Origin of the sequence: Thermoactinomyces vulgaris (assembly GCF_005886755.1) — a bacterium.
In the GTDB taxonomy this organism is placed as follows: Bacteria; Bacillota; Bacilli; order Thermoactinomycetales; family Thermoactinomycetaceae; genus Thermoactinomyces; species Thermoactinomyces vulgaris.
Window position 1 is genome coordinate 413,382 of the sequence record NZ_CP039710.1, and the last position, 25,020, is coordinate 438,401.

22 protein-coding genes are annotated in these 25,020 nt (G+C 48.3%); 18 read left to right on the forward strand and 4 right to left on the reverse strand.

The genetic code is table 11. From position 1 onward, the window contains the following. Positions 1-237: 237 nt before the first annotated feature. The 10 genes from ftsE (at position 238) to FA954_RS02235 (ending at position 13,462) form a co-directional block, all read left to right on the forward strand. The gene (ftsE, locus tag FA954_RS02190) at positions 238-924 is read left to right on the forward strand and encodes a cell division ATP-binding protein FtsE (RefSeq protein WP_037997772.1); all 687 of its coding nucleotides are present in this window, start codon (positions 238-240) and stop codon (positions 922-924) included. Further along, the gene (ftsX, locus tag FA954_RS02195; RefSeq protein WP_037997775.1) at positions 914-1,816 is read left to right on the forward strand and encodes a permease-like cell division protein FtsX; all 903 of its coding nucleotides are present in this window, start codon (positions 914-916) and stop codon (positions 1,814-1,816) included. The genes ftsE and ftsX overlap by 11 nt, the downstream gene beginning before the upstream one ends. A 31-nt stretch (positions 1,817-1,847) precedes the next feature. Then, a complete protein-coding gene (locus tag FA954_RS02200; RefSeq protein WP_049720673.1) occupies positions 1,848-3,011 on the forward strand; it encodes a murein hydrolase activator EnvC family protein in 1,164 nt (387 codons plus the stop codon). A gap of 31 nt (positions 3,012-3,042) precedes the next feature. Then, a complete protein-coding gene (locus tag FA954_RS02205; protein ID WP_049720672.1) occupies positions 3,043-4,068 on the forward strand; it encodes a murein hydrolase activator EnvC family protein in 1,026 nt (341 codons plus the stop codon). A 230-nt stretch (positions 4,069-4,298) separates the two neighbouring features. Continuing rightward, entirely contained in the window at positions 4,299-5,381 is a 1,083-nt protein-coding gene (locus FA954_RS02210; protein WP_049720671.1) for a murein hydrolase activator EnvC family protein, read from the forward strand. Between the two features lie 125 nt (positions 5,382-5,506). Next, positions 5,507-6,958 carry a S41 family peptidase gene (locus FA954_RS02215; RefSeq protein ID WP_037997778.1) on the forward strand — a complete coding sequence of 484 codons (1,452 nt, stop codon included), beginning with the start codon at positions 5,507-5,509 and terminating at the stop codon, positions 6,956-6,958. A gap of 57 nt (positions 6,959-7,015) precedes the next feature. Next, positions 7,016-8,155: a PDZ domain-containing protein gene (locus FA954_RS02220; RefSeq protein WP_165489724.1), complete on the forward strand. Its 1,140-nt coding sequence runs from the start codon at positions 7,016-7,018 to the stop codon at positions 8,153-8,155. Between the two features lie 151 nt (positions 8,156-8,306). Further along, a complete protein-coding gene (gene uvrB / locus FA954_RS02225) occupies positions 8,307-10,286 on the forward strand; it encodes an excinuclease ABC subunit UvrB (protein ID WP_037997783.1) in 1,980 nt (659 codons plus the stop codon). A 3-nt stretch (positions 10,287-10,289) separates the two neighbouring features. Beyond that, positions 10,290-13,169: an excinuclease ABC subunit UvrA gene (uvrA, locus tag FA954_RS02230; protein WP_138614829.1), complete on the forward strand. Its 2,880-nt coding sequence runs from the start codon at positions 10,290-10,292 to the stop codon at positions 13,167-13,169. An 83-nt stretch (positions 13,170-13,252) separates the two neighbouring features. Then, a complete protein-coding gene (locus FA954_RS02235; RefSeq protein WP_037997788.1) occupies positions 13,253-13,462 on the forward strand; it encodes an alpha/beta-type small acid-soluble spore protein in 210 nt (69 codons plus the stop codon). 14 nt (positions 13,463-13,476) lie between these two features. Here FA954_RS02235 and FA954_RS02240 read toward each other — a convergent pair whose 3' ends face one another. Further along, positions 13,477-13,710: a DUF2553 family protein gene (locus FA954_RS02240; protein ID WP_138614830.1), complete on the reverse strand. Its 234-nt coding sequence runs from the start codon at positions 13,708-13,710 to the stop codon at positions 13,477-13,479. Between the two features lie 294 nt (positions 13,711-14,004). Here FA954_RS02240 and FA954_RS02245 point away from each other — a divergent pair, with 294 nt between their 5' ends. Continuing rightward, positions 14,005-14,415 carry a DUF302 domain-containing protein gene (locus FA954_RS02245; protein ID WP_049720669.1) on the forward strand — a complete coding sequence of 137 codons (411 nt, stop codon included), beginning with the start codon at positions 14,005-14,007 and terminating at the stop codon, positions 14,413-14,415. Between the two features lie 212 nt (positions 14,416-14,627). Then, complete coding sequence (locus FA954_RS02250; RefSeq protein WP_037993291.1) at positions 14,628-14,963, forward strand: phage holin family protein; 336 nt, start codon at positions 14,628-14,630, stop codon at positions 14,961-14,963. Between the two features lie 39 nt (positions 14,964-15,002). Here the strand turns inward: FA954_RS02250 and FA954_RS02255 are convergent, their stop codons facing one another. Next, complete coding sequence (locus FA954_RS02255) at positions 15,003-15,524, reverse strand: DUF84 family protein (RefSeq protein ID WP_037993292.1); 522 nt, start codon at positions 15,522-15,524, stop codon at positions 15,003-15,005. Beyond that, a complete protein-coding gene (locus FA954_RS02260) occupies positions 15,490-16,137 on the reverse strand; it encodes a class D sortase (RefSeq protein WP_049720668.1) in 648 nt (215 codons plus the stop codon). The genes FA954_RS02255 and FA954_RS02260 overlap by 35 nt, the downstream gene beginning before the upstream one ends. A gap of 248 nt (positions 16,138-16,385) precedes the next feature. Here FA954_RS02260 and hprK point away from each other — a divergent pair, with 248 nt between their 5' ends. Together hprK and FA954_RS02270 are read left to right on the forward strand one after the other, a co-directional pair. Then, positions 16,386-17,321 (forward strand): HPr(Ser) kinase/phosphatase, encoded by a 936-nt coding sequence (hprK, locus tag FA954_RS02265; RefSeq protein ID WP_037993293.1) that lies wholly within the window; start codon positions 16,386-16,388, stop codon positions 17,319-17,321. Positions 17,322-17,357: 36 nt separating this feature from the next. Continuing rightward, positions 17,358-18,683, forward strand: coding sequence for a purine/pyrimidine permease (locus FA954_RS02270; RefSeq protein ID WP_121874333.1), 1,326 nt, complete (start codon positions 17,358-17,360; stop codon positions 18,681-18,683). Between the two features lie 39 nt (positions 18,684-18,722). Here the strand turns inward: FA954_RS02270 and FA954_RS02275 are convergent, their stop codons facing one another. After that, a complete protein-coding gene (locus FA954_RS02275) occupies positions 18,723-18,926 on the reverse strand; it encodes a hypothetical protein (RefSeq protein ID WP_131470896.1) in 204 nt (67 codons plus the stop codon). A 285-nt stretch (positions 18,927-19,211) separates the two neighbouring features. Between FA954_RS02275 and lgt the strand changes: the two genes are divergently transcribed. The 4 genes from lgt to FA954_RS02295 all read left to right on the forward strand — a co-directional run bounded on the left by lgt (position 19,212) and on the right by FA954_RS02295 (position 25,001). Then, positions 19,212-20,108 (forward strand): prolipoprotein diacylglyceryl transferase, encoded by an 897-nt coding sequence (gene lgt / locus FA954_RS02280; protein WP_049720667.1) that lies wholly within the window; start codon positions 19,212-19,214, stop codon positions 20,106-20,108. 22 nt (positions 20,109-20,130) lie between these two features. Further along, a complete protein-coding gene (gene ppaX / locus FA954_RS02285; protein ID WP_049720666.1) occupies positions 20,131-20,775 on the forward strand; it encodes a pyrophosphatase PpaX in 645 nt (214 codons plus the stop codon). Between the two features lie 9 nt (positions 20,776-20,784). Next, positions 20,785-21,273 carry an acyltransferase gene (locus FA954_RS02290; protein ID WP_138614831.1) on the forward strand — a complete coding sequence of 163 codons (489 nt, stop codon included), beginning with the start codon at positions 20,785-20,787 and terminating at the stop codon, positions 21,271-21,273. A 164-nt stretch (positions 21,274-21,437) separates the two neighbouring features. Continuing rightward, entirely contained in the window at positions 21,438-25,001 is a 3,564-nt protein-coding gene (locus tag FA954_RS02295; RefSeq protein WP_138614832.1) for an efflux RND transporter permease subunit, read from the forward strand. Positions 25,002-25,020 lie beyond the last annotated feature (19 nt).

A 25,020-nucleotide genomic window follows, 5' to 3' on the forward strand; every position in this document is an offset into this window, starting at 1 on the left:
ATTTTTGAATAAAAAATGATTTTGCAAAATATTAACCCGGGAAATTGGTGAATGGTGTTATAATATTGAAGTAGTTTTTGAAGGAAAGTAAGCCATTTCTTTATTTGATATTTTTCTTCAAATTTAGGATGATAATGGGATGAAGTGGCGAACCATTTTTGTTACCATCAGTAAGCAGGAGAAAAAATGGAGAGAGATAAACTATATTGAAAATCATGTTTCCTGGGGTGAGTTTTCGTGATTGAAATGCATGATGTGTGGAAGGTTTATCCAAATGGGGTTGAAGCTCTCCGCGGAGTGGACGTACGGATCGACCAGGGAGAATTCGTGTATGTGGTCGGACCGAGCGGAGCGGGGAAAAGTTCATTTATCAAGCTGATGTACAGAGAAGAAAAACCCACGCACGGCGTTGTTCTGATCAACGGGGTCAACGTCAAACGGGTACGCGATTGGAAAATTCCGCATGTTCGCCGCAAAATCGGTGTCGTGTTCCAGGATTTCAAATTGCTTCCGCATATGACAGCTTTTGAAAATGTTGCTTTTGCGATGGAAGCGATCGAGGCTCCCAAACGCAAAATCAAACCGAGAGTCACCGAAGTCTTGGAGCTGGTTGGTCTGGCGGACCGGATGCATGCCTTGCCGTCGCAACTTTCCGGAGGGGAGCAGCAACGTGTGGCAATCGCTCGCGCAATTGTCAATAATCCAACTTTTGTGATAGCGGACGAGCCCACCGGAAACCTCGATCCGGAAAACTCTTGGGACATCATGTATCTGCTGGAAGAGATTAACCGGCGCGGAACCACCATCGTAATGGCGACACACAACAAAGAAATTGTAAACACACTCAGACAACGCGTCATTGCCATTGAACAAGGTGTGATTGTCCGGGACGAAATGGGAGGAGAATACGGCTATGAGGATTGAGACATTATCGCGACATTTTCGGGAAGCTTATCGCGGCGTGCGTCGCAATGCCTGGATGAGTTTTGCCGCGATCAGTGCTGTAGCCGTTACGCTGTTTATCTTCGGTATTTTCCTCATTTTTGCATTCAACGTCCGCTACATGGCGGTGGAGCTGGATAAACAGGTGGCGATTCGTGCAGCACTTGCCGAGCAGTTGACGGATGACCAGCAGCTCCAAGTATTGAAACAAATCGAATCGATGCCCGAAGTGAAAAGTGCGGAACTGGTGCCGAAGGAAGAAGGATTGCGTCAGCTGAAGGCCCAATGGGGAGAGGAAGGAACGGAAATTTTCCGCAGTTATGAAGGGGAAGGGAAAAACCCCTTGCCTGACGTCATCACGGTTGTACCCAAAGATCCCCATCAGATCAAAAGCCTGACCGAAAAGGTGAAATCGGTGACGGGAATTGACGAAGCGGATGACGGTGAATATGTGACCGAGCAATTGCTGACATTGTCCAGCTGGATTCGGAACATCATTTTGATTTTCGGATTGGGGCTGGCGACTCTTGCCGCCTTCTTGATTTCCAACACCATTAAGCTGACCATTATTGCCCGTCGGAAAGAGATTGAAATCCAACGGCTGGTGGGAGCCAGCAACTGGTTCATCCGGTGGCCGTTCTTTATTGAAGGGGCGTTTATCGGATGGGTTGGTGCCCTCGTTCCGACCATCCTGGTTTTGGTTCTCTATCAAGTGGCTTACACCATTTTGGGGGCCGGTGAAGCCCAATCCATTCTGAAAATGATGCCGATCCTCTCGCTGGGTACTTATGTGACCTTGTGCATTTTCGCTCTGGGAACAGCGATCGGGACACTGGGAAGCATTATTTCCGTGCGCCGTTTCTTGAAAGTGTAAAGAGGAGGAATCTAGTTCGAGGAGGAGCAAAGTGATTAGGAAAGAATTTGCAGGGATATTTTCTTTTTTGCTGGTTTTTTCTTTGATCCCCGTCAAAGACAGCTTTGCAATCACAGATTCCTCTTCCATCGATGAGAAAAAAGAGGAAATCCGACAACGGGATCAAGAAATATTGCAACTGGAAAAAAAGAAAGAACTAGCGCAAGAGGACATGAAACAAATTTTGGGTCAGATTGAAGCGAAAAAGAAGGAACTCAACCAGTTGGACATGCGTGTTTATGCACTGGAAAACCAAATAAAGGAAAAACGGGAAGAGCGCAAAAGCGTTGAGAGGGAATTGGATCTTTTGCGTCAAACTTACAAACATCGCATGCAGGATATTTATTTAAAAGGAAACAATTTTTACTTTGAGCTTTTGTTACAATCCGACTCCATCGGGGATTTCCTGAAACGGTACGATTATATCAGCATTTTGGCCCGGGCCGATCAGCGCGTGATCCAAAAATATACCGACAAACAAAAAGAATTGGCCGGAGTTGAGCAGGAATTACAAAAGGATTTGGCAAACTTACAAACAGCACAAAAAGAAGCCCAGGGCGTTTTTGCTCAACTCCAAAAAAAATACCAACAACATGAAGGAAAGTTGGCGGCGCTGGAGACGAACCTGGCGGAATTGGAGGACCAAAACATTCAGGCCCGGAAAGAATTGCGCAACTGGGTGGCCAAACGGGAAGAAGAAGCCCGCAAAAAAGAGCAACAAAACCATCCGGACGGCAATGTTCCGGCAAGCGACGGCTTTCTTTGGCCGGTAAACGGGACGGTGACTTCCCCGTTCGGCATGCGATATCACCCGGTTCACCGGGAATACCGGATGCATGAAGGGATGGATATCGCAGCGAAAATGGGGACCCCGATCCGTGCCGCGTCGTCCGGTGAAGTGATTGAAGCCCGTCCTTCAAATGGATACGGTTATGTCATTGTCATTTACCATGGGAACGGACTTTCCACGCTTTATGCCCACATGTATGCTCAAACGGTAAAAGTGGAAGTCGGCCAAAAGGTATCGGCGGGAGATGTCATCGCAGCTGTGGGAAGTAATGGATTTTCAACCGGACCTCACTTGCATTTTGAAGTACATAAAGGAAGTACACCTGTCGATCCCATCTCTTATTTGCCCCCGGAACAGGGCAAGTAAGCTGAATTGAAACGGGAGGAGTACGACCAAAGTGGTTCGAAAATGGTTTGTCACTACAATGATGCTTGTTCAGGCGGTCTTATTCAGCCTCGCAAGCCCGCTTTCGGTCAAAGCAAACAGTGAACACCAGAAGAACCCGGCATGGATCAAACTGGAAGAAGCCAAAAAACAGGTTATGGCCAGGGAGCGGCAAGTTGCGGGGTTAAATGAAGAAATCGCGCAAAAGAAAATGAACCTGTTGGAGAAACAAAAAAAACTGAGCATGCTGGAAGCGCGGTTTGAGGCGGTGCTGGTACATATATATAAGAGAAGTCACAAAAATCAATATCTCTATTATTTGTTGAGCGCGAATTCCGTTTCGGAGTTTTTGATGCGCCTGGATATTCTTTCTATGTTCGTGGAAAATGAAAGTGCCGTGATCAAGCAATATTTGAAAGAGAAAAAAGCTTTGGAAAATGAAGTGGCCATGATCGAGAAAAGCAAAAAAGAAAAAGAGGCTTTGCTGAAAGAAGCCCGGCAACATTTGACACGTTATACGGCGTTGTATCAGCAGCAAAGCCGGACGCTTCAGCATCCGGTACGGGAGCCGGAGCCCGAGAAAATGCAACCCGTTCGTCAGGAGGATAAAAACAGACAGGTTCGCAATTCCCATCCGCCGGCATCTTCTTCACCGGACCGGCATGAGAATGATACTTTGGCCTGGCCGCAACCGGGCGGAAAAGTCTCTTCTGAATTCGGGGAACGAAACGGAAGCCACGAAGGAATTGACATCAAAAATTCGATGGGCTCACCGATTGTGGCTGCGGCTTCAGGCATCGTTGTATTGACAAAATCGGACCCGGGCGGATACGGCTACTATATTGTGATTGATCATGGAAATGGATTCAAGACCCTTTATGCCCATATGTATCCAAGCACAGTGCAAGTTGAGGTCGGGGATCGTGTGGAAAAAGGGCAACAAATCGCTTCGGTCGGGAACTATCCCCAGTTGGTGCCCTACCTGCATTTTGAAATACATGAAAACGGGAAACCGGTGGATCCCTTGCAATATTACTAGAACAAATCATGGATAAAGTCGATCTAATCCTGGTGATTAGATCGACTTCCCATTTTCATTGACCCCATCAAGCAAATTGGATAAAAAGGATAAAATCGTCAAAATTTCTTTGTATGTTTCCATATAAAATAGAATTAAACTATATTCATATGTTTTGAGTGATATAAAAAAGAACAGAGAACAGGAAGGCGATGGGGAACTAGGAGAAAGACTGGGAGGCGCTTATATCAATGAGTAAGAAATGGTTAACCATGGCTTTGATTGCTTCATTGACGGCAATGATGACTCCTCCACAAACAGTGTCAGCCGAGTCGCTCCGGGAAAAAATCGACAGCGTCCGTGAGGACAAACAAGGAATCCTGGAGAAACAGCAAAGTTTGAAACAGAAGATGGAAGAGTTTAAAAGCAAGATGGACGAAGCAGATCAAAAGATTGAGTCCATCCAGAAGGAAATCGAGCCCATTGAGCAAAAGCGGCAGGAAGCGGAAAAAGATTTGCAAGAGATCCGGAAAGATTTTGATGTTCGCATCAGCCGGATGTATTTGCACGGAGAAAATAACTACTTGGCCCAGTTGCTGGCTGCAGAGGATTTTAATGAGTTTTTGAACCGCTTTGAAATCATTCGCCTTCTCGTCAAAGGAGATTATAAAATCGTGGCCGAATACCAAAAAGCGGTCGACGATCGCCAGAAAGCCATTGACGAAAAACAGGTGAAAATTGAGGAACAACAAAAGCTGATTGATCAAATTAACAAAGAATATCAAAAGTTGATGAAAGAACTCGAAGCGTCCGATGCCAGCCTGCAGCAGCTGGAAAGCATTCTGGAGGAACATAAAGACGAATTGATTCAGATCAACCTGGCGGAATGGCGTTCGGGCAAGCTTCGTTTTGCATACACCGGTCCGCTCATTAAACCGACCACTGTCACAAAGACTTCCAGTTACGGATACCGTGTGCATCCCATCTTTGGAACGAAAAAACTTCACGCGGGAGTGGATTACGGAGGACCGATCGGCACTCCGATCAAGGCCGCAGCTGACGGTGTCGTGGTGTCCAGCCGTGCGTCTTCCGGATATGGTTGGTTGATCACCATTTATCACGGACATTATAAAGGCATGCCTTTCTTTACCCGGTATGCTCACAGTTACCCCAACCAAGTCAAAGTGCAACCCGGGGAAGAAGTAAAAGCCGGGCAGGTCATTTCAGCGATTGGAAATAACGGAAACTCAACGGGACCGCACTTGCACTTTGAAGTACGGATCGGACAAGGGGCCCAACCGCCGTCTTATGACCCGGAACGGTATATGAACTAAAAATGTGATATAGTTAAAATAATATCCCGGACGACTATTTTGTCCGGGGTTGTCATACATTAAAGAGTATAAAGGGCTGATCCGGATCGCCTGCAAGGGGATCCAAAGGTGGGTGTTTACTGACAATGAATTTTAAAGGCAGGACCGTCGCGATCATTACGGTTGTGACAATGATTTTCAGCAGTTTGCTTACCGTGCTGGTTGTGGGTGACGGGGGGTTGATTGATCAACTGGAATCCGGAACCCTGTTTTCTTTTGACCGGTCTCAATCATTTGAAACACACGAGGGGAAATTAAAGCAAGCATATCAAACGATTACTTCTTCTTATTTACATAAAGTAAATGAAGAACAATTGATTGACGGGGCCATCAAAGGAATGATTGAATCCCTGGGGGATCCTTACTCCGCCTACATGAGTCCGAAAGAAGCAGCGCAATTTGAGGAAGATTTGCAGTCATCCTTTACGGGAATCGGTGCCGAAGTGACATTGACCAACGGCCAAGTGACCATTATTGCGCCGATCAAGGATTCGCCTGCGGAAAAAGCCGGATTGCGTGCAGGTGACCAAGTGTTAAAAGTCAACGGGCAAAGCTTGGAAGGAATGGACATTCAAGAGGCGGTCAGCAAAATCCGCGGTCCGAAGGGAAGCAAAGCCCAATTGCTCATTTCCCGTCCCGGCGTCAGCGAACCGCTAAACATTACGGTGGTGCGGGATGAAATTTCGCTTCAAACCGTGGAAGCAACGATGTTGCCTGACAAAATCGGACGGATCACATTGACGCAGTTTTCGGAAAATACAGCAGAAGATTTTGCCAAAGAGCTGAAAAAACTGGAGGATCAGGGGATCAACGGGCTTGTCATTGACGTCCGCGGAAACCCGGGTGGCCTTTTGCAGTCCGTATTGGAAATTTGTGACCAATTGGTGCCCGGCAAAAAACGCGTCTTGATGACGGAGGATAAGTCGGGAAGCCGCACGGAATATCATTCCAAACAGGAAACCAAAAAGCCTTATCCCATCACGGTTTTGATTGACAAAGGCAGTGCGAGTGCGTCTGAAATTCTCGCAGCCGCTTTAAAAGAATCCGGTGGATATCCGTTGGTCGGGGAAACCACCTTCGGAAAAGGAACGGTTCAGACCACCAAATCCTTTGATGACGGCAGCAACTTGAAACTGACCATCGCCAAATGGTTGACGCCGGAAGGAAACTGGATTGACCAGCATGGCGGAACCAAAGGGATCAAACCGGATGTTCCCGTGAAGAAACCCGCATATGCCAATGTGCTTCCTCCCCAGCCGGATGCACCGCTAAAAAAAGATGATAATTCAACCGAAGTCAAAAATATGCAGTTGATTTTGGATGCGCTGGGTTACCATCCGGGGCGCACGGACGGATATTTTGACGGTTCTACCGAACAGGCTGTCAAGTCCTTCCAAAAGAAAGAAGGAATTCCGGAGACAGGACAACTGGATGAGGTATCCTCCGATAAATTGCGACAAGCATTTATCAACTTTTTGCGCGACCCGAAAAATGATGTGACATTGCAGGTGGCAGTGGAGCTCTTGAAGAAAAAATAAAGGATTTGTCCCGGAAATATAGAAAATACCCCAATGATTTCCATTGGGGTATTTTTTATGATATGGAGGAAGGACAAATTGTGGTCTGTTTGGGAAGATCCGCTTTCTTTTTTGACCAAGTGGTTTTCAACGTTCATTCACCCGGCTTTTTGGCTGGGAACAGGGATGATTGTGGTATATGTGTGGGTGCGCAGGCGATATGAACTCAAAACGTTTCACAGTGTTTTGGAACCCAAGTGGGCTTTGTTGCTTCGGACAACTTGCTGGTCGTTGATTGTCGGTTTGGCCGGTTCCCTGTGTTTGTCCGGGGGCCGGTGGGAGATTCAACCCGGAGACTGGTTCATGGTTTGGAGCCTGACGCTCCTTTTGTCCGTCTTTGGACTGCGTTTTGCTTGTCTTGCTTATTCTGCCGGCATGTTATGCCTGGTTCACTATTGCGTGACGGAAACAACGTGGCTGGATCCTTTCCCGGTCCCCGAAATGGTGTATGCTTTCCCTGCCCGGGACTGGTTATGGCTGATTGCCGCCAGCCATTGGTTGGAATGGGCTTTGATCCGCTTGGATGGGGAAAACGGAGCTTATCCGGTCCAAGTCAATCAGGTGAGTGGTTTCATGCTGAAAAAAGGCTGGCCGGTTCCTTTGCTGTTGAGCGGTCCAAATGGTTGGATTCCGCTTCCGGTTTTTTTGAGTTTTGCGCGGATGAATCTGTCGGGAATGTTGAAAAAACAAAAAAGGCAGACATCCACCTTTACTTTTTTGTATGCCGTGATTTTAAGTTTGGGGCTGGCCTTTTTGGAAGGATGGGAGTCCGGCGGGTGGATCATGGCGGTTTTGGCGGTGCTGGGGCATGAAGGGATCTATCTTGGAACCAAGTGGATGGAAAAACGTTCAACGCCGTATTTTGTTTCCAACCATCAAGGTGTGAAGGTTCTGGCTGTGATTCCGGATTCCCCGGCAGAAGCGATGGGATTGAGAACTGGCGATGTGATTCAGCGCTGTAACGGACGGCCCGTCCGGAGCATGGAGGAGCTGACCCGGGTGGCGGAAACAGCGACCCATTGCAAGCTGGCAGTGTTGGATGAACATCAGAACCTGCACATCACCCAAAAAACTTTATTTGAGGATGATCCGGCTGATTTGGGAGTGATTCCCGCCCTTCCGGCGGACGAAAAAACCCGCGTCCGGTCCACGTCTTGACTTGGGCCGCAATTTGGGGATTCAGGCGCCCGTCGGGTGTCAGCCAAAAGCCTTTCCGGTCTGGAAAGGCTTTTTTTGGATTCGGAACGAATGTTCTTATAGGTCGTGTCCGTATGTTATAATACTTTCATGTGGAAATGAGGTGAGTCGGATGGGAAAACAATTCCAACTGGTGTCGGATTTTGAGCCGCGTGGGGATCAACCGCAGGCGATTGAGAAACTGGTCCGCCAAATTCAGGCGGGCAACAAGTACCAAACCCTTTTGGGAGCCACGGGGACGGGGAAAACGTTTACCATGGCCCAAACGATTGCCCGGGTCAACAAACCCACGCTGGTGATTGCGCACAACAAGACGTTGGCGGCGCAGTTGTGCGGGGAGTTGAAGGAATTCTTCCCCCATAATGCCGTCGAATATTTTGTCAGTTATTATGATTATTATCAACCTGAAGCTTATATTCCGGCAACGGATACTTATATAGAAAAAGATGCGTCCATCAATGATGAAATTGACAAGTTGCGCCACTCGGCAACCAGCGCTCTGTTTGAGCGGGAAGATGTGATTATTGTTTCGAGTGTTTCTTGTATTTACGGCTTGGGTTCACCGACGGAATACCGGGATCTGGTTCTTTCCTTGCGAGTGGGAATGGAAAGGGACCGGAACGAAGTGTTGCGTAAGTTGGTGGATATCCAATATGAACGAAACGATATCAATTTTGTGCGCGGAACGTTCCGGGTGCGGGGCGATGTGGTGGAGATTTTCCCTGCTTCCCGGAGTGAACAAGCGGTCCGGGTGGAGTTTTTTGGGGATGAGATTGACCGGATTCGCGAAATTGATGTCGTGACGGGAGAAATTATCGGGGAAAGGGAACATGTTGCCATCTTCCCGGCTTCTCACTATGTCACCCGTTCCGATGTGATGGAAAGGGCTTTGAAAGGGATTGAACAGGAGCTGGATGAACGGCTCAAGGAACTGAGGGAACAAGGCAAACTGCTGGAAGCACAACGCTTGGAGCAAAGGACGAGATATGATTTGGAAATGATGCGGGAAGTCGGATTTTGTTCCGGGATCGAGAACTATTCCCGCCACCTGGTCGGCAAAAAGCCGGGAGAACCGCCTTACACCTTGTTGGACTTTTTCCCGAAAGACTTCTTGATCATAGTGGATGAGTCCCATGTCACCATTCCGCAAATTCACGGGATGTACAACGGGGATCAGGCGCGAAAGGAGATGTTGGTGGAGCACGGTTTCCGGCTTCCGTCGGCCAAAGACAACCGGCCGCTCAGATTTAGCGAGTTTGAAGAAAAGATTAATCAGATCTTATTTGTTTCCGCGACACCGGGTCCGTATGAATTGGAGAAATCGCCGGAAGTGGTGGAACAGATTATCCGCCCGACAGGGTTGTTGGATCCGAAAATCCATATCCATCCGATCAAGGGGCAAATTGACCACCTGATCGGGCTGATTCATGACCGCATTGAACAGGATGAACGCGTGCTGGTGACGACCCTGACGAAAAAAATGGCGGAGGATTTGACGGATTATCTGAAAGAAATGGGGATCAAAGTCCGCTATTTGCATTCGGATATCAAAACCATTGAACGGATGAAAATCTTACGCGATCTGCGTCTGGGTGAATTTGACGTGTTGATTGGGATTAACCTGTTAAGGGAAGGATTGGATTTACCGGAAGTTTCCCTGGTGGCGATTTTGGATGCCGACAAAGAAGGATTTTTGCGTTCGGAGCGTTCTTTGATCCAAACCATCGGACGGGCTGCGCGGAATGCCCACGGAGAAGTGGTGATGTATGCGGACAAGATCACCGACTCCATGAAAAAAGCGATCGATGAAACAGAGCGCCGTCGGCAAATTCAAGCGGCCTACAATAAAAAACACGGAATTGTCCCCCAAACGATTCAAAAAGACGTGCGTGAAGTGATTGAGGCGACCAAAGTGGCGGAACAAACCGCTGAATATGTGACAGGAAAACAAACGAAGAAAATGAGCAAGTCTGAACGGAACAAGTTGATCCGCGACCTGGAAAAAGAAATGAAAGAAGCCGCCAAAGAGTTGAATTTTGAACGTGCTGCCGAATTGCGGGATTTGATTATCGAATTGAAAGCGGAGGTTTAAGACATGTCGCAAGAAAAGATTGTCGTTCGCGGTGCACGGGTGCATAATCTGAAAAACATTGATGTGACGATTCCGCGTGATCAGTTTGTTGTCATCACGGGGTTGAGCGGTTCCGGAAAGTCCTCACTTGCGTTTGACACCATTTATGCCGAAGGGCAACGTCGTTATGTCGAATCGCTTTCGGCTTATGCCCGCCAGTTTTTGGGGCAAATGGACAAGCCGGATGTCGATGGGATTGACGGGTTGTCCCCGGCGATCTCCATCGACCAGAAAACGACGAGCCGCAATCCCCGTTCCACGGTCGGAACCGTGACCGAGATTTACGATTACCTGCGCTTGCTCTATGCGCGGGTGGGACATGCTTATTGTCCGGTGCATGGAATCGAGATTAAATCGCAAACCGTTCAGCAAATGGTGGACCGGATCATGGAATTGCCGGAGCGTTCCCGGATTCAGGTTTTGGCACCGGTCGTCAAAGGGCGAAAAGGGGAGCATGTCAAGCTTTTAAAAGATATCAGCCGCCAAGGGTATGTGCGTGTCCGGATTGACGGGGAACTCCGGGATTTGACCGAAGAGATCAAACTGGAGAAAAACAAAAAGCATACCATCGAAGTGGTGGTGGACCGGATCATCGTCAAACCGGGCGTGAACACGCGGCTTACGGATTCCGTCGAGACCGCTCTGGCAATCAGTGACGGTGAAGTGTTGGTGGATGTGATCGGCGGGGACGAGTTGTTGTTCAGTTCCAAGCTGGCTTGTCCGGAGTGCGGCTTCAGCATTGAGGAATTGTCTCCGCGCATGTTCTCTTTTAACAGCCCGTACGGCGCTTGTCCGGCTTGTGACGGACTGGGAAACCGGTTGGTGATCGACCCGCAGCTGGTGATTCCCGATCCGTCCCTTTCCCTGAATGAAGGAGCGATTGAACCCTGGTCTTCTTCCAACGGCAATCATTATTACGAGCAACTGTTGAAAGCCGCTTGCGACCATTTCCAAATTGACATGGATAAGCCGTTTCAGGATTTAAGCCAAAAGGAAAAGGATATTCTCCTTTACGGTTCCGATGAACGGTTTCCTTTCAGATATGTGAGAAACAGCGGTTTTGAACGGGAAGCCATGGCCCGGTTTGACGGGGTGGTGGGACATTTGAACCGCCGTTTTAAAGAAACCGGTTCCGACATGGTGCGCGAGTATTTGGAAACGTATATGACAACCAAGTCTTGCCCTTCCTGCAAGGGGGCCCGCCTGAAAAAAGAGATTCTTCATATCTACGTCGGCGGAAAAAACATCGATGAGGTCACTCGTCTTTCGATCAAAGAGGCACTGGGATTTTTCCAAAACCTGTCTTTGTCGGACAAGGAAAACCAAATCGCTTATCAAGTGTTAAAAGAAATTAAAAGCCGGCTCGGTTTTTTGGTCAATGTGGGACTCGGTTATCTGAGTTTGTCCCGCGCGGCCGGGACGTTGTCGGGAGGAGAAGCGCAACGGATTCGCCTGGCGACCCAGATCGGTTCCAAATTGATGGGGGTTTTGTATATTCTGGATGAGCCGAGCATCGGACTCCATCAGAGAGATAACAACCGCTTGATTGCCACCCTCAAGGAGATGAGGGATTTGGGGAATACCCTGATTGTGGTGGAGCATGATGAAGACACGATGTTGGCTTGCGATTACATCATCGATATCGGTCCTGGTGCCGGAGCCCACGGGGGAAAAGTGGTTGCTGCCGGCACGCCGCAGGAATTGATGGAAAATGAAAAATCGTTGACAGGGGAATACTTAAGCGGCCGCCGTTTCATTCCCGTGCCACAGAAGCGGAGAGAGCCGAACGGCAAATGGATCAAAGTGTCGGGAGCACGGGAAAATAACTTGAAAAATATCGATGTTGCCTTTCCTCTCGGCGTATTCACCTGTGTGACGGGCGTTTCCGGTTCGGGAAAAAGTACACTGGTTAATGAAATTTTGTTAAAAGGTTTGGCGCGCCGGTTGGGCAAAGCCAAAACGGTGCCCGGCAAGCACAAAAAAATCGAAGGCGCCGAACATTTAAATAAAATCATTAACATCGACCAATCTCCGATCGGGAGAACACCGCGTTCCAATCCTGCAACGTACACCGGGGTGTTTGATGATATCCGCGAAGTGTTTGCATCCACGCCGGAAGCCAAGGTGAGAGGCTACAAGAAAGGGCGTTTCAGTTTCAATGTCAAAGGCGGACGGTGCGAGGCCTGCCGCGGGGACGGTATTATTAAAATTGAAATGCATTTTCTGCCGGATGTTTATGTACCGTGTGAACAATGCAAAGGGAAACGGTATAACCGGGAAACCTTGGAAGTGAAATACAAAGGAAAAAGCATTTCGGATGTCTTGGAAATGACGGTGGAGGAATCCTTGGATTTCTTTGCGAATATTCCCCGGATCCAACGGAAATTGCAAACCCTTTATGACGTGGGGCTGGGGTATATCAAACTGGGACAGCCGGCCACGCAATTGTCCGGGGGGGAAGCCCAACGGGTGAAATTGGCTTCGGAGTTGTATAAACGGAGTCAAGGGCGGACGTTATATGTGCTGGATGAACCCACCACCGGTCTTCACATCGATGATATCGCGCGGTTGCTCAAAGTGTTGGAGCGGCTGGTGGAAAACGGGGACACGGTGGTCGTCATTGAGCATAATCTGGATGTGATTAAAACAGCGGACTATCTGATTGACCTGGGACCGGAAGGCGGAAGCGGCGGGGGAACGATCGTTGCCAAAGGAACACCGGAAGAAGTGGCCAAGAGCAAAGGATCTTATACCGGACAATTCCTGGCGCCGATTTTGGAAAGAGACAAAAAACGCATGGAAACCCTGCTGGCAAAACGGGAAGAGACCGCAACCCCAAAGTAAGGAATCAATAATTGCACGGAATTGCGGACAAACTGAATATTGCAAGACGTTCATCACCACCTTACGACAAAGGAGTGATTCGAATGGCTAGAAGAAACAGGCTTGTTGTTCCGGGTGCCAGAGAATCATTGGAACAGATGAAGAATGAAATCGCTCAAGAATTCGGAGTCGAGTTGGGGGCTGACACCACAGCCCGTGCCAATGGGTCAGTAGGTGGAGAGATGACAAAACGTCTTGTGGCGCTGGGCTCGCAAGTCATGGAGCAACAGCGAAAAGGAAAAGCAGGGGAATGATTTCCCCTGCTTTTTTATGTCAACACCATCCCAAATCGCAATCGCTCATACGAGTCAGGCGAAGGTTGGGATGGTGGGATGAGTGAAGAATGGATGTCTCCGTTTTTGAACTGATAGCCTTCTTCCAAATGAGGCAGCTTTTCGTCCAACGGAATATGGCCGATTTTTTTTCCAAGATGATATAAGACCACTTTACCATTTTCGATTTTTCCTACAACTTCGGATGTGATTTTTTGTTGGCAATCCATTTAGTCCATCCCCCTCCTTGCTGAAGAACCTAAAGATAAGTATACCCGTGGCATGATCCCTGAATGCAGGAAAGGGCTGATTCATTGTATTTTTACAATAGCACGGCTATATATTAAAGTCAATATCAATTTATAATAATTATAAAATGAGATTGATTATTAGTCAATTGAAGGGATCAAAGAGTGTGTTCGGTTTCATGATTCTATTCATTCATGAATACAGTGTATTAAAGATTGGAAAGAAATCATGATACAATAGGAAAAGAAGACCGGTTTGAAAAGAGGAGGAGAGAGATGTATTCATATGTCGTGGATGTGAAAGGCGCTTCGACGGAACAGGTGCTGAAGCGTTTGGAGGAAAAAATTGCCGAACATAAATTCCGATTATTATGGAAGTATGATATTTCCACAAAATTGTTTGAACAAGGAATCCGGTTCAATCAACCTTATTACATTCTTGAGTTGTCTCACGCCGACTTGACGAAACAGCTGTTAACCGAACATCCCGACTGTGGATTTTTGCTTCCGGCCAAATGCATGGTTTATTGGGATCAAGAAAAAAATACCGTACGTGTCGGTGTTCTACGTCTGAGTGAACTTGCCAAGGAAGTGGAAAGTGAACGGGTGAAACGGATTGCCGGGCAACTGGAGAAAAGACTGGTCGAAATGGTGAACCAATGCACGGGAGAAGAAATGGCATCCTGAAGTTTGTGTGATACAGGAAAGCGGGACGCCGGCTTTTCCGGACGGCTTGATCCGTTTGCAAAAAAAGACAGCCATGGCGGTTGAATGGATTCCATAACTTTTGCTCCTTCTCATCCGGGACAGAGGGGGATTCAAGAAAAAGGTTGATTGTTCACAAAGCATTTTATATCTTTGAACAATCGGGTATGAATTAAGTAAGGAGGAGAATGTTTATGAGAATCCTGTTAAAAATCGTTGTGGGCGCCATTGCTGTCTTTCTTGCTTCCCATTTGGTTTCGGGAATTGAAGTGGAAAGCTGGAAAGCCGCTCTTTTCGCCTCGATTGCACTGAGCATCATCAATCTGATTGTCCGGCCGGTCATCAAGGTGTTGACTTTGCCCATCACCATTTTGACATTGGGCTTGTTTTCATTTGTGATTAATACGTTCATGTTTTGGATGGCCAGCTTCTTTGTGGACGGGTTTGAAGTGGAAGGATTTGTCGCCGCATTTTTGGGGGCGTTGATCATGACCGTGGCCAACTGGATTTTGGGTTGGTTTACGGATTAACCGGCAACATAAAAAGGCTTGTGGAAAACACAAGCCTTTTTATGAATGATGTTTGTAAAATTGGTATTGTCCGAAAAGCAGTTTGCAAACATGGATAAACATTTCTTTTCGTTTCACCTGGTTGTTGGTGAAGATGCCGACGGCTCCTTGATCCCGGCGAACCCCTTTTTGTTTGGAATATTCCTCCATGATCCATCCTAATTCCTTTCCCTGATTCAGCGGAGTCCTGAATGAATCCGGAAGCGGAATCCGGGCCCCTCCGGCCAGCTGCACACGGCCGTTTTCATCCACAAGGGCTCCCCAATTGCACAAAAACAAACCATTAGGCGTTTCGGTCACTCCGCCTTCCAAGCCGATTCCGATGGCTGCGTCCAAAGCTTTTTTGGCGCGGCGTGCACGGTGAATGGCCCCTTCGATGGTTTCCTCATCGGAAAAAGGCTGGTCTGAAACCCCGGAAGGAACGGAAGCGGATAAAACCGTTCCGGTCCGGTTAAATTCCTGCCACGCTTCTTCAACAGCCCCGACTTTAGCGGGATTGGTCGATCCGACTGCGATGATCATGTTTGTTTTCACCTTCTTGAATTTGAATCAATTCAGCCCGGATGATATACCGATCCGGGGCATCTCCCACGTAATCAAACGGATAACAAGTTGACAGGGTCAGAACCGGACGGGAAATGGGAACGATCACGGTCCGGTCATCGGCGTGGGTGATCCAAGATTTACGGATTTGATAAGTGAAGAGATAGTTCCCGTATTTTATGTATAACCGGTCTCCTTTTTTCAATTTGCCCAAATCCCGAAAAACAGTGTCCCGATGGCCGGACAGGACAACATGCCCGGTGTCCCCGGGGTAAACCGTGCCATGCCCTTGGTATAATCCGACCCCTTTTTTTAAGGAATCGGAATCCGTTCCTTTGACGATCGGGAGAATCCGGCCCAGTTTCGGAATCACCAATTCTCCCAGCTTTTCACCTTGGCGGACGGGAGGGGGCGGGACGGAGACTCCCTGTTTTAAAGAAGGCATCGTGGTTTGGACATGCCAGTCGGGGGCAATGGATGCCGCCAGTTGTTCATTCTGTTCCACGACCGATGCTTCTTTCTGCCAATGATACATATTGTAACAAAAGAAAATGCCGCCTGCCAGAATCAGGAGCCAAGCCACTATGCGCATCACGCGTTTCCTCCTTGACGGCTTCCATTTCCGTGTTTATGGTTTTTATTCGACAAGAAGCCGGATATTCCCTGTGTCACGCCGGGAGAGAAAATCTCTCCTTCCGTTTTGACAAAGAAACAGAAAAAAAGGTATTTTAGGATATGAAACAAGTCAAGCCGGCAGAGGAACGGCATCCGTGAGAATAAAAAACTGTCCGCCGGCAAAAAGGCAATCAAAGGCCGGTTGGATGTTAGGAGATACGGACGATGAGTAAAAAGGTTACACTGGAAAAGTTAATACAAGAGTTTCGCCTGGAAGTGATTTATGGTTGGGATCAATTGGACCGTGCCGTGACCGTCGCGGATTTGTACCGGCCGGGATTGGAGCTGGCAGGTTTTTTCACTTATCATCCGGTCGAACGTTTGCAGTTGCTTGGCAAAACGGAATTGTCCTTTATTGAAGGATTGACCAGGCAAAAAAGAGAGGAACGTTTGGAGCGGTTGTGCCACTCGGAAATCCCTTGTTTTATCGTAACGCGGCAGTTGGAAGTGCCGCCCGAATTGATCCAGGCGTCCAAGAAGAAAAAGGTGCCGATTTTGCGCACTTCCTTGGCAACCACCAAATTTGCCAGCAAATTGACCAATTACCTGGAAAAATACTTGGCCCCGGCCACAACGATGCACGGGGTGTTGGTGGATGTGTATGGAATCGGCGTGCTGATTACGGGTTCAAGCGGAATCGGCAAAAGTGAAACGGCATTGGAACTGGTGAAGCGCGGCCATCGGTTGGTTGCCGATGATGCGGTGGAAATCACCCAGTCCGAAGAAGGGACGCTGGTCGGACATGCCCCGGAATTGATCCGTTACCTCCTGGAGATCCGGGGACTCGGGATCATCAATGTCATGACGCTGTTTGGGGCCGGAGCCGTGCGCGATAAAAAGAAAATTTCGCTGGCCATTCATTTGGAGGCATGGAAGGAAGAGCGCCAATACGATCGATTGGGTCTGGATGAAGAGAAAATCCGCATTATCGACACAGAAATCCCCAAGTTGACCATTCCGGTCCGCCCGGGGAGAAACCTGGCGGTGATTATTGAAGTGGCGGCCATGAACTACCGGTTGAAGCAAATGGGTTATCATGCCGCACAACAATTTGTCCAGCAATTGGGTTCCGCGATTGATGACAGTGAGGAATTTGATTGATGGGGTTGAATCCGGGAGGAGGAGAAGAAAAATTTGATGAAAAATGAACATGCATGGATGAAAGAGGGTTTTTCCTTTTTGCAATGGGTGGTCTTCTTGTTGGCAAATGCCCTTTCGCTCCCCGTTGTCATCGGCCAGCTTTATCATCTCTCTGCTGCAGAAGTTGCCGGCTTGATGCAGCGGACTTTTTTTGTAATCGGATTGACTTCTTTTTTGCAGGGATGGCTGGGGCACCGTTATCCTTTGGCAGACGGTCCGGCGGGAATCTGGCTCGGCATGTTCACGGTGATGGGAACCATGGCCGGGGCCGGTGAAGCCGTGCTTTCGGAGACCTTACGGGTGTTGGAAGGGGCGATGATCTTGGCCGGAGTCATCATCATCGTTATTTCTGCCTTCCGCTTGCTTCCGAAAATCCTGTTTTTATTTACCCCTTTGGTGACCGGGTCCTTTTTAATGCTATTGTCGCTCCAGTTAAGCGGTGTGTTCTTTCAGGGAATGTTCGGGATCGGGCAAGGCCGTGATGCTTTGGAGGGCAAATTGTTGCTCGTGTCGGTGGCGGTTTTTGTGTTGGTGTGGGTTCTTTCCGTTTGGGGAAAAGGCTGGATGAAAAATTATGCGGTTTTAATCGGCATTGCGGCAGGTTGGGCCGGTTTTGCAGGGTTGGGTTATGATGCGGCGCCGGTTTCTTTTTCTTCTTTTGTCACCCTTCCGTCCGTTTTTGCCTGGGGAACGCCGGTCTTTGATCCGAACATGATTTTAACCGTATTGGTGATTGTGTTGTTGCTTTTGTCCAATTTGATTGCAAGTGTGTCAGCCATGGAACAAGTGTTGTCCGGGAAGAATCGCTTGGAATCCGGGTTGTTGTCCCGTTCCGGAACGGTCAACGGGGTGGCGACGCTCGCTTCGTCTCTTTTTTCGACGGTCGGAATGGTTCCTTTGACGGTTTCCGCCGGCTTTGTCAGCATGACCGGCGAGAAGAGGAGACGTCCTTATCTGGCAGCCTGTATCGGGGTTGTCGCCATTTCATGCATCCCGCCTATCATCTCGTTTTTCGCCCAATTGCCGGGCCCGGTGGCCTATGCGGTATTGCTGGCTTCTTTCGGGCAAATGTTCGGCATCGGTTTGAAAGGCGTGTTAAAAGAAGCTCTGGATTCACGGAGATTTCAGATTTTAGGTATCACCATGTCGGCCGGGGTGGGAATGATGTTTCTTCCTGCCGAAGTGTTCCAAAACTTTCCCCCGGTGATTCAGTCCTTGATGAGCAACGGATTACTGGTGGGGATGTTGATCTGTCTGGTGCTGGAACAATGTTGGAGGCCGCGTGGGGAGGAATCGTTCAAAAAGGTGTCAAACCACGCATAGAGGCTGCTTCTTTTGTCAGGAGCAGCCGGCTGTGATCTATTATTCAAGCGTGATTTCGCGATCGGCGTGACAAGTTTTCGGCTTGCGCCAATGGGGAAGGTACACAAACTGGATGGGATCATTGGACAAACATCCGGGAGTGGAGCAAAATCCGCGATCTCCCATGATATACACACTTTGGCTGTTTCCGCATTCCATACAATCATAACGTTCTGCTTCTTCTCGGTGTAAATCGAACGCCAACAAAATAAATCCCTCCAATGATTTGTGTATACTATTTTAATGAATCAGACTTTTTATGTCCATAATAAATAATTCGATAAAAAAATGAAAAATACTGCACGGAAAGTCCGCCGGGATTTTTATGACGTTGCTTTGGACAGGCCAATCTGCTTTGAATGAAAACCGCTTGATCTGAAAGGGATTTTCTTTGCGAAAATTTTTAGGTTACAATGAAGACCAAATTTGTTCAAAATGGAAGGGTGGATCTGTGAAATTACTGTTTGGGGAAGAAGGGGGATGAAGGGAATGACGTTCATGGTGATTGATCCCGTGGCCTTTTCCATCGGCCCGATCCAGGTGCATTGGTACGGGATCATTATGGCGACGGCCGCCATGTTGGGTTTGTGGTTGGCGACAATGGAAGCAAAGCGCCAGGGGCTGGATCCGGATATTTTATTGGATATGATGATCTGGGTATTACCTTCGGCGATCGTGGGAGCCCGGCTTTATTATGTGCTCTTTGAGTGGGAGTATTATGCCATGCATCCCGGAGACATCATTGCCGTTTGGAAAGGCGGACTGGCGATTCACGGCGGATTGATCGGTGCTTTTACAGCCGGATACATATTTGTGCGCAAGCATGGTTTGTCATTTTTGCAAATGGCGGATATTGTAGCCCCGAGTATCATTTTGGGCCAGGCGATCGGACGTTGGGGAAATTTCGTCAATCAGGAAGCCCATGGTGGGGAAGTGTCGCGGGCTTTTTTGGAAAGCTTGCATTTGCCTTCATGGTTGATAGAGCAGATGAATATTTACGGTGTGTACTATCATCCGACGTTCCTGTATGAATCGATCTGGAATTTGGCCGGGTTCCTTTTGCTGATCGGTTTACGAAAGATACGCATCCGGCAAGGCGAGATTTTCTTCTCCTACTTGATCTGGTATTCATTGGGCCGCTTTTTCATTGAAGGCCTCCGGACAGACAGCCTTGCGTTTTCCGGCCCCGGCTTTTTGGAACAACTGCTGGCTGGGCTTTGGTCCCCGATGCAATTGTTGTTCGAACCGGGAATGTTAACCGGGGGGAACATCCGCATTGCACAATTGGTGAGCCTGATCGGCGTCTTGGCGGGGCTGGTTCTCATCATTTGGCGTCGCATGAGCGGAACTGTCCCAAAGCAGGCCGGTGAAAGTAAAAAAGCTTAAATCCCGAAGGAGTGGAACAAGCGTGAAATATTCCGTCATCCTTTTTGATTTGGATGGAACGTTGATCAATACCAATTCGTTGATTCTTGCTTCTTTTATGCATACGCTCAGTCAGCATTGTCCGGGAAAGTACACTCGGGAAGATGTGCTGAAGATCATGGGGGAGCCTCTGCTCGACCAGATGCGCCGTTTTGATCCTGATCAGGCCGAAGCGATGGTGAAAACCTACCATGCCTATAATATCAAGCATCATGATGAATATGCCGAAGCGTTTCCCCATGTCCGGGAGGTTTTGCAAGCGTTGGATCAAGCCGGTGTGGTGATGGGGGTGGTTTCCAATAAACGGCGGGTCGTGGTGGAAAGAGGATTGGATCTGTTTCAACTGACCCCGTTTATGAAAACCATCGTTTGCATCGGGGACACTCCCGAGGCAAAACCGTCTCCGGACATGATTTTTCTGGCTTTGGAACAGTTAAAGGCGGCTCCGGAGGAGGCATTGATGGTTGGAGACAGCCGCTATGATTTGATGGCGGCCAAGCGCGCCGGGGTCGATGCGGCAGCGGTGGGTTGGAGCCTTCATGCGGAGGAACTGAAGAAGTATGAGCCAGCCTATTATTTGCATGATATGCGTGATTTGCTTCGCATTTTGGATACAGAGAAGGGGTAAGCGGACAACATGCGCAAGACGGAACGATTCAAAGTGAGCGGGCCTAATTCATTATGGCAGGTGTACCGGACGGTTCCCTTTTGGAAAGTGTTTAAAAACACCCTCGTGATCTTGGTTGCCCGTTATTTGCCGTGGATGGGGTTGAAAAGGTGGTTTTATCGCAAGCTGACCGGCATGGAAATCGGAGAATGCACGGCGGTTGCTTTCATGGTGATGATGGATATTTTGTATCCGGAGAAAATCCATATCGGGAAAAATACGATTATCGGATACAACACCACCATTTTGACGCATGAATATTTGATTGATGAGTACCGGTTGGGGGATGTGCATATCGGTGATCATGTGATGATTGGCGCCAATTCCACCATCCTTCCGGGAGTGACGATTGGAGACCGTGCGGTGGTCGGAGCCGGTTCCGTGGTCACCAAAGATGTGCCCCCCGGCACTTTTGTGGCAGGAAATCCGGTCAGGGTGATAAAAAGTACAAAACAATGAGGGATTGAACCAAAAACCGGAATCCGATTCCGGTTTTTGGTATTCATGGGATGAAAGATTGGAATTTATATGAACAACAGTGAGATACACTATTTTTCAATTTGCTTAGAAGTTATTATTTAATCAGATTAATTATTTATGGGTGATATGAAAGGGGAGTCAAGGTGAATTGGTTGACCCGTTTTTCACTGCGAAACGTTGCCGCAGTGTTGATTTTGATCATTTTGGTAACCGGTGGCGGTGTTTATACAGCAACCCAATTAAAAATGGAAGCCATGCCGGATATCAACTTTCCGGTGATTGTCGCAGTCACCCCGTATCCGGGGGCATCGCCTGAGGATATCGCCGAAGAGGTGACCAAGCCGATAGAAAGAGAAATCATGGGAGTCAAAGGGGTGGATAAGGTTACATCCATTTCGGCAGACAGTACTTCCGTGGTGGTTGCCCAATTTGATTTTGATGCGGATCTGGACAAGGCGCAGCAACAAATGAGGGACGCCCTGGACCGTTTGGATTTGCCGGACAATGTGATGGATACAATCTTTAACCGGTTTGGATTCAACACCTTCCCCATGATTAATTTTACGGTAAGCAGTGACAAGAAAAATGCCACTGAATTGGAGCAATGGGTAAAAGATGTGGTGAAACCCAAACTGGAGTCGATCGAAGGGGTCGGTGAAGTACAGGTAAAAGGAGAAGGGACCAAAGCGGTATACATTCGTTTGAATCCGGAAGCATTAAAGAAACATAATCTCACTATGCAGCAAGTTCAACAAGCTTTGGCCAGTGCCCAGATGTCTTTGCCGCTGGGGGATTTAAACACCGGCAATGTGGATATGCCTGTACGCATTCATCAGGAGATCACCTCAGTGGAAGACTTGAAAAATTTTGAGTTGACCGTTCCTGCCAATCCGACGGAAGGCATGCAGGATGCCTTCAACCAAATCGGTCAATCCATGGAGAGCTTGGGGCAGGCTGTAGGCGGCCTAGGTCAAGCTGTCGGAGGATTGAGCGAAGGGTTGGGGCAAATGAGCCAAGGACTGGGACAGGTGAGCCAAGGATTGGGGCAAGTCAGCCAAGGAACCCAGCAGTTGGCGAAAGTACAGGCCCATACGCAAAAAGTCCAAGCCGAAATGATCGGGATTCAGATTGAGTTAAATAAAGCGATGGAGCAACTGCAAAAAGATCCTGAAAATCCTGAGCTCAAACAACAAATCGCCATGTTGCAGGGACAGTTGAAGGCCAAACAAGCTGAACTGGTGGCGCTGAGCAAACAATTGCAAGCGATGCTGGCGAAGATGCCCAAATCTTCCGGAACTGTGCCGAAAGGAAACAGCCAATCGGTAAAAATGCCGGCTTCGCAAGGAAAAACTTCTGCCGGCACCGGCAAACCGGAAATGAAAGAACCGGAAATTAAAACCGTCAAACTTCAGGACATTGCCACCATTACGGAATCAGCAAAAGGTCAATCCATGATCACCCGGACCAACGGGAAACCCTCCATCAATGTGGAGGTCATCAAAAATCCGGATGATAATGTGGTGGAAACAGCAGATGCAGTGAATGCGCAACTGGATCAGCTGGCAAAAGCCAATAAAGACGTTCAATTCATGAAGTTGTTTGACCAGTCGGACAGTGTCAAAATGTCCATCCATTCCATGGTGCGGGAAGGATTGCTCGGGGCTCTGTTTGCTTCGGTTGTGATTCTTCTGTTCTTGCGGAATGTGCGCATGACATTGATTTCGATTGTTTCGATTCCGGTGTCTGTTTTTGCAACCTTGATCTTGTTGAAACAAGCGGATGTGAGCCTCAATATCATGACCCTTGGCGGAATGACGGTGGCCATCGGTCGGGTGGTCGATGACAGCATTGTCGTGATCGAAAACATTTACCGCCACCTGATGAAAGGGATGGAACGCACGTCCGAATTGATTCTGTTGGCGACCAAAGAGGTTGCTTCAGCCATTACATCCTCCACATTGACGACGGTTGCGGTATTTGTTCCGCTCGGAATGATTGAAGGGATTATCGGTGAAGTCTTTTATCCCTTTGCACTGACGGTGACCATTTCGCTTTTGTGCTCGTTGGTGGTGGCTGTCACCATCGTTCCGGTCTTGGCGAAATTGCTGGCTTTGAACGGAAAGCCGTTGAAAAAAGACCGGACAAGGAGCCGGCTGGCGGAACAATACAAAAAAGCTCTCAATTGGTCTTTGAACCATAAAAAAATCGTTTTGGTCGGGTCGACTTTAATGTTGTTGGGAAGTTTTGCGCTCGTACCCTTTATCGGAACCATTTTCCTTCCTTCCGATAAAGAAAAAGCGATGAACATTGAATTGAAAATGCCTTCCGGCACGAATTTGGAAAAAACAAATCAAGTCGCCGAACAAATGGAGCAAAAGTTGAAACAGCACCCGGAAGTGAAAGTGATCAGCAGTTCGGTCGGGAACATGAGCAGCCAGATGACCAATGACGGTTCAACGGGCAGCAGCAACCGCGCTTCCATGTTTGTCACCTTGGCGGATGACACCGAAATGGACACCTTTTTGGAAAACATCCGCAAGGAATTAAATGCGGTGGATCAGGATGCCGTTGTGAATGTCAGTGAAGTCAACAGCATCAATCCCGCTTCCAATTCCATCGAAGTGGTGATTACCGGAGATTCGATGGACAAGATCCGGACATTGACCAATCAATTGACGGCAAAAATTCAAAAAGTGAACGGTCTTGCCAATGTGGAAAACAATTTGAGTGAACAGAAGAAAATCGTCACCATTGAAGTGGATGATGCCAAAGCTGCGAAGAAAGGTTTGGTGGCCCAACAAGTGGCCGCAAGTGTCCGCGGATTGTTGCAGGCGGATACGATCTTTGAAATTGAGAAAGGAAACGAATCGCAAGAAGTGAAATTGGGATTGAAACAAGATGAAGTCAATTCGGTGGATAAGGTGAAAGAAATCCGGATATTATCCTCCACCGGTGAACTGGTTCCGCTCAAAGATATTGCCAACGTCAAGGTGGAAGAAGGACCGGTCACCGTCAAAAGAGAAAACGGGCAGTTGGCTGCCACCGTTTCCGGGGATGTCACCATTAAGGACACCGGAGCCGTTTCCAAAGACATTCAAGCGCAAATTGACAGCACTCCGATCCCGCAAGGCGTTTCGGTCAAACTGGGCGGCGATATCGAACAAATGAACGAAAGCTTTGCTAATCTGGGGAAAGCCATGATCGTCGCGGTCTTTGCCGTTTATGTGGTCATGTTGATTGCATTTGGGGAAGCCACGGCACCCTTTACCATTTTGTTCTCTCTCCCGTATGCCGTCATCGGCGGTTTGCTCGGTCTGTGGATTGCCGGTCAGCCGATCAGTGCGCCTGCTTTGATCGGGGCATTGATGTTGATCGGGATCGTGGTCACCAATGCGATCGTCTTTGTGGATCGTGTGCAACAGATGAAAAAACGCGGGCACAATACCGTTGATGCTTTGTTGGAAGCAGGAGAAACCCGTCTGCGTCCCATTTTGATGACGGCTTTTGCAACGATTTTCGCTTTGTTGCCGCTGGCTCTCGGGTATGGAGAAGGTGCCGCCATGTCGCAAGGATTGGCGATTGTGGTGATCGGAGGACTTGCCTCGTCCACGTTATTGACTTTGTTTATTGTTCCGATCGTCTATCTTTTCCTCTCCCAATTGAAAGAAAGATGGCAGTCCAAAAGAAGTCGTCAAGCCGAAGCATAACCAAATCCCCCGGGGAAGA

Excerpts from the sequence above, each read along its gene's own strand:
- FA954_RS02290 (WP_138614831.1), top strand. The coding sequence starts at position 20,785 with ATGCGCAAGACGGAACGATTCAAAGTGAGCGGGCCTAATTCATTATGG.
- FA954_RS02250 (WP_037993291.1), top strand. The coding sequence starts at position 14,628 with ATGAGAATCCTGTTAAAAATCGTTGTGGGCGCCATTGCTGTCTTTCTT.
- FA954_RS02220 (WP_165489724.1), top strand. The coding sequence starts at position 7,016 with ATGATATGGAGGAAGGACAAATTGTGGTCTGTTTGGGAAGATCCGCTT.
- hprK (WP_037993293.1), top strand. The coding sequence starts at position 16,386 with ATGAGTAAAAAGGTTACACTGGAAAAGTTAATACAAGAGTTTCGCCTG.
- uvrA (WP_138614829.1), top strand. The coding sequence starts at position 10,290 with ATGTCGCAAGAAAAGATTGTCGTTCGCGGTGCACGGGTGCATAATCTG.
- uvrB (WP_037997783.1), top strand. The coding sequence starts at position 8,307 with ATGGGAAAACAATTCCAACTGGTGTCGGATTTTGAGCCGCGTGGGGAT.
- FA954_RS02245 (WP_049720669.1), top strand. The coding sequence starts at position 14,005 with ATGTATTCATATGTCGTGGATGTGAAAGGCGCTTCGACGGAACAGGTG.
- FA954_RS02270 (WP_121874333.1), top strand. The coding sequence starts at position 17,358 with ATGAAAAATGAACATGCATGGATGAAAGAGGGTTTTTCCTTTTTGCAA.
- FA954_RS02255 (WP_037993292.1), bottom strand. The coding sequence starts at position 15,524 with ATGATCATCGCAGTCGGATCGACCAATCCCGCTAAAGTCGGGGCTGTT.
- FA954_RS02215 (WP_037997778.1), top strand. The coding sequence starts at position 5,507 with ATGAATTTTAAAGGCAGGACCGTCGCGATCATTACGGTTGTGACAATG.
- FA954_RS02260 (WP_049720668.1), bottom strand. The coding sequence starts at position 16,137 with ATGCGCATAGTGGCTTGGCTCCTGATTCTGGCAGGCGGCATTTTCTTT.
- ftsX (WP_037997775.1), top strand. The coding sequence starts at position 914 with ATGAGGATTGAGACATTATCGCGACATTTTCGGGAAGCTTATCGCGGC.
- FA954_RS02235 (WP_037997788.1), top strand. The coding sequence starts at position 13,253 with ATGGCTAGAAGAAACAGGCTTGTTGTTCCGGGTGCCAGAGAATCATTG.
- lgt (WP_049720667.1), top strand. The coding sequence starts at position 19,212 with ATGACGTTCATGGTGATTGATCCCGTGGCCTTTTCCATCGGCCCGATC.
- FA954_RS02210 (WP_049720671.1), top strand. The coding sequence starts at position 4,299 with ATGAGTAAGAAATGGTTAACCATGGCTTTGATTGCTTCATTGACGGCA.
- FA954_RS02240 (WP_138614830.1), bottom strand. The coding sequence starts at position 13,710 with ATGGATTGCCAACAAAAAATCACATCCGAAGTTGTAGGAAAAATCGAA.